The organism is Leisingera sp., assembly GCF_034669605.1.
GTDB lineage: Bacteria > Pseudomonadota > Alphaproteobacteria > Rhodobacterales > Rhodobacteraceae > Leisingera.
In genome coordinates this window covers 1-2,685 of sequence record NZ_JAXMOX010000341.1, presented here as the reverse complement: position 1 = coordinate 2,685, position 2,685 = coordinate 1, and the positions used below count along the sequence as shown (strand labels likewise).

Annotated in this window: 4 protein-coding genes; 2 read left to right on the top strand and 2 right to left on the bottom strand. The window is 63.8% G+C overall.

Annotated elements, in window-relative coordinates; genetic code table 11:
- The coding region (locus VOI29_RS23915; RefSeq protein ID WP_323784330.1) for a tRNA-guanine transglycosylase at positions 1 to 314 on the bottom strand (314 nt) is incomplete at its 3' end.
- A 70-nt stretch (positions 315 to 384) separates the two neighbouring features.
- Between VOI29_RS23915 and rimK the strand changes: the two genes are divergently transcribed.
- Positions 385 to 1,794, top strand: coding sequence for a 30S ribosomal protein S6--L-glutamate ligase (gene rimK, locus VOI29_RS23910; RefSeq protein ID WP_323784328.1), 1,410 nt, complete (start codon positions 385 to 387; stop codon positions 1,792 to 1,794).
- 21 nt (positions 1,795 to 1,815) lie between these two features.
- Here rimK and VOI29_RS23905 read toward each other — a convergent pair whose 3' ends face one another.
- Positions 1,816 to 2,094, bottom strand: a complete 279-nt coding sequence (locus tag VOI29_RS23905; RefSeq protein ID WP_323784326.1) for a hypothetical protein — start codon at positions 2,092 to 2,094, stop codon at positions 1,816 to 1,818.
- Between VOI29_RS23905 and VOI29_RS23900 the strand changes: the two genes are divergently transcribed.
- On the top strand, positions 2,093 to 2,685 hold a 593-nt coding region (locus VOI29_RS23900), incomplete at its 3' end, for a paraslipin (RefSeq protein ID WP_323784324.1). The two genes, VOI29_RS23905 and VOI29_RS23900, sit on opposite strands and share 2 nt — an antisense overlap.

Genomic DNA, 2,685 nt, shown 5'->3' with positions numbered 1-2,685 from the left:
AAACCGGCCAGCGACATCACCTGAACGCCGCCGGAATCAGTCAGGATCGGCCGCTCCCAGTTCATGAATTTGTGCAAGCCGCCCAGCCGGTCGATGCGTTCCGCCGTCGGCCGCAGCATCAGGTGGTAGGTATTGCCCAGCAGGATATCGGCGCCGGTTGCGCGCACGCTTTCCGGCAGCATTGCCTTGACCGTCGCAGCCGTGCCGACCGGCATGAAAGCAGGGGTGCGGATTTCACCGCGCGGCGTATTGATCACACCTGTGCGCGCCTTACCGTCGGTTGCCTTCAGTTCAAAGTTGAAAAGCTCTGCCATCTTCTGTTCCTGCAGTTACACTCGAACCGGCGCGCCGGTGATTCACCCCTAATGCCAAGGAGCCCCTCGCATGTCCACAGCAGACCCCGCGCCGCAATTGAGACTCGGATGGGAGGAATGGGTCAGCCTGCCGGACATCGGCCTGCCTGCTTTGCGGGTCAAGGTCGACACCGGCGCCCGCACATCCTCGCTGCACGCCACCGGAATCGAGCCCTTCGGGCCGCAAAACGCCCCCAAGGTGCGATTCATGGTGCATCCGATTCCCGGCCAGTACGATCTCGAGATCCCCTGTTCCGCCTTGATCAAGGACCGCCGCGAGGTGACCTCCTCCAATGGCGAAAGCGAAATGCGCTTTGTGATCGAAACCGCGATCGAGATCGGGGGCCAGTCCTGGCCGGTTGAACTGACGCTGACCGACCGGCGCGGGATGGCCAAACACATGCTGCTGGGCCGCCAGGCGCTGACCGAAAACGTGACGGTTGTCCCCGGCGAACGCCTGTGCCAGCCGGAGCTGGACTATTCGGTCTACTCCTCCGCCAGCATCCGCAAATCCGCCCCCAAACGCGCCCTGCGCATTGCCGTGCTCAGCCGCGAGGACAATTACTCCACCCGCCGCCTGGTCGAGGAAGGCGAAAGCCGCGGCCACACGGTGGAAGTGGTCAATACCACCCGCTGCTACATGGCGCTCAACGCGCTGGCCCCCGAGATCCACTATGACGGCAAGCGCCTGCCCCGCTATGATGCGGTGATCCCGCGTATCGGCGCCTCGGTCACCCAATACGGCACCGCCCTTCTGCGCCAGTTCGAAACGCTGGGCACCTTCTGCATCAACGGGTCCGAAGGCATCACCGCCAGCCGCGACAAGCTCCACGCGCATCAGATCCTCGCCCGCCACAAGATCGGCATGCCCGCCACCGCCTTTGCCGCCTCGCCCAAGGACACCCGCCACCTGATCGATATCGTCGACGGCGCCCCGATGATCGTCAAGCTGCTGGAAAGCACCCAGGGCAAGGGCGTGGTGCTGGCGGAAACCCAGAAAGCCGCCGAAAGCGTGATCTCCGCCTTCCGCGGGCTCAAGGCCAACTTCCTGGTGCAGCAATTCGTCAAGGAGGCCGCAGGCGAGGACATCCGCTGCCTGGTGGTCGGCAACAAGGTCGTCGCAGCCATGAAACGGTCCGGGGCCGACGGCGATTTCCGGTCCAACCTGCATCTGGGCGGCAGCGCCGTCGCGGTGCGCATCAGCAAGGAAGAGCGCACCACAGCGGTGCAAGCGGCCAAGGCCTTTGGCCTCAGCGTGGCCGGGGTGGATCTCTTGCGCTCGGCAACCGGCCCCAAGGTGCTGGAGGTGAACTCCTCCCCCGGCCTGGAAGGGATCGAACGGACGTCGTCCAAGAACATCGCGGCGCTGATCTATGCCGAGATCGAGGACCGGGTCCGCCCAGCCCCGATGCGGCGCCGCAAACCCGGCCCCGCCGCCTGAACCGGCAGGGCGGACTTGTTTTCAGGGCTTGTTTTCAGGGCTTGCCAGCCGCCGCTCCCCGCCGCCATACAGGTCTTGAAAACCGCCGCCGCAAACCACATCTGCATACCATTGCACACAATAGAGCATTCCATTGAACAAAACCAAAACGCCCGGCGGATTACCTGGTGAATTGCCCAGTAACACGGCCGGCGGATTACCCGGTGAGTTGCTCTCCACCAACGGGCCGCAGGCCGCCGGCGCGCGCTCCCAGCCCGGCGAAGCAGCCGCCGCCGCTGACCAACCAAAGGATTTTTTCATGAACGAAGACCTGATTCTGGACCTACTCTCCAGCAACCTGCTGTACCTGCTGGGCGCGCTCCTGCTGATTATCGTGGTGCTGAAGGGCGTGCGCATCGTGCCGCAGTCCGAGAAATACGTGGTCGAACGGTTCGGCCGCCTGCATTCGGTGCTGGGGCCGGGCATCAATTTCATCGTGCCTTTTCTGGACGTCGCCCGCCACAAGATCTCGATCCTGGAACGCCAGCTGCCGAACGCCACCCAGGACGCGATCACCAAGGACAACGTTCTGGTGCAGATCGACACCTCGGTGTTCTACCGCATTCTGGAGCCGGAAAAGACCGTCTACCGGATCCGCGATGTCGATGGCGCCATTGCCACCACCGTGGCCGGAATCGTGCGCGCCGAAATCGGCAAGATGGACCTGGACGAGGTGCAATCCAACCGCGCCCAGCTGATCGGCCAGATTCAAACCAGTGTCGAAAGCGCCGTTGACGACTGGGGCATCGAAGTCACCCGCGCCGAGATCCTTGATGTGAACCTTGACCAGGCCACCCGCGACGCGATGCTGCAGCAATTGAACGCCGTACGCGCCCGCCGCGCCCAGGTGAC

What these genes read in the sequence shown, in the direction of transcription:
- rimK (WP_323784328.1), top strand. Translation starts at nt 385, where the DNA reads ATGTCCACAGCAGACCCCGCGCCGCAATTGAGACTCGGATGGGAGGAA.
- VOI29_RS23905 (WP_323784326.1), bottom strand. Translation starts at nt 2,094, where the DNA reads ATGAAAAAATCCTTTGGTTGGTCAGCGGCGGCGGCTGCTTCGCCGGGC.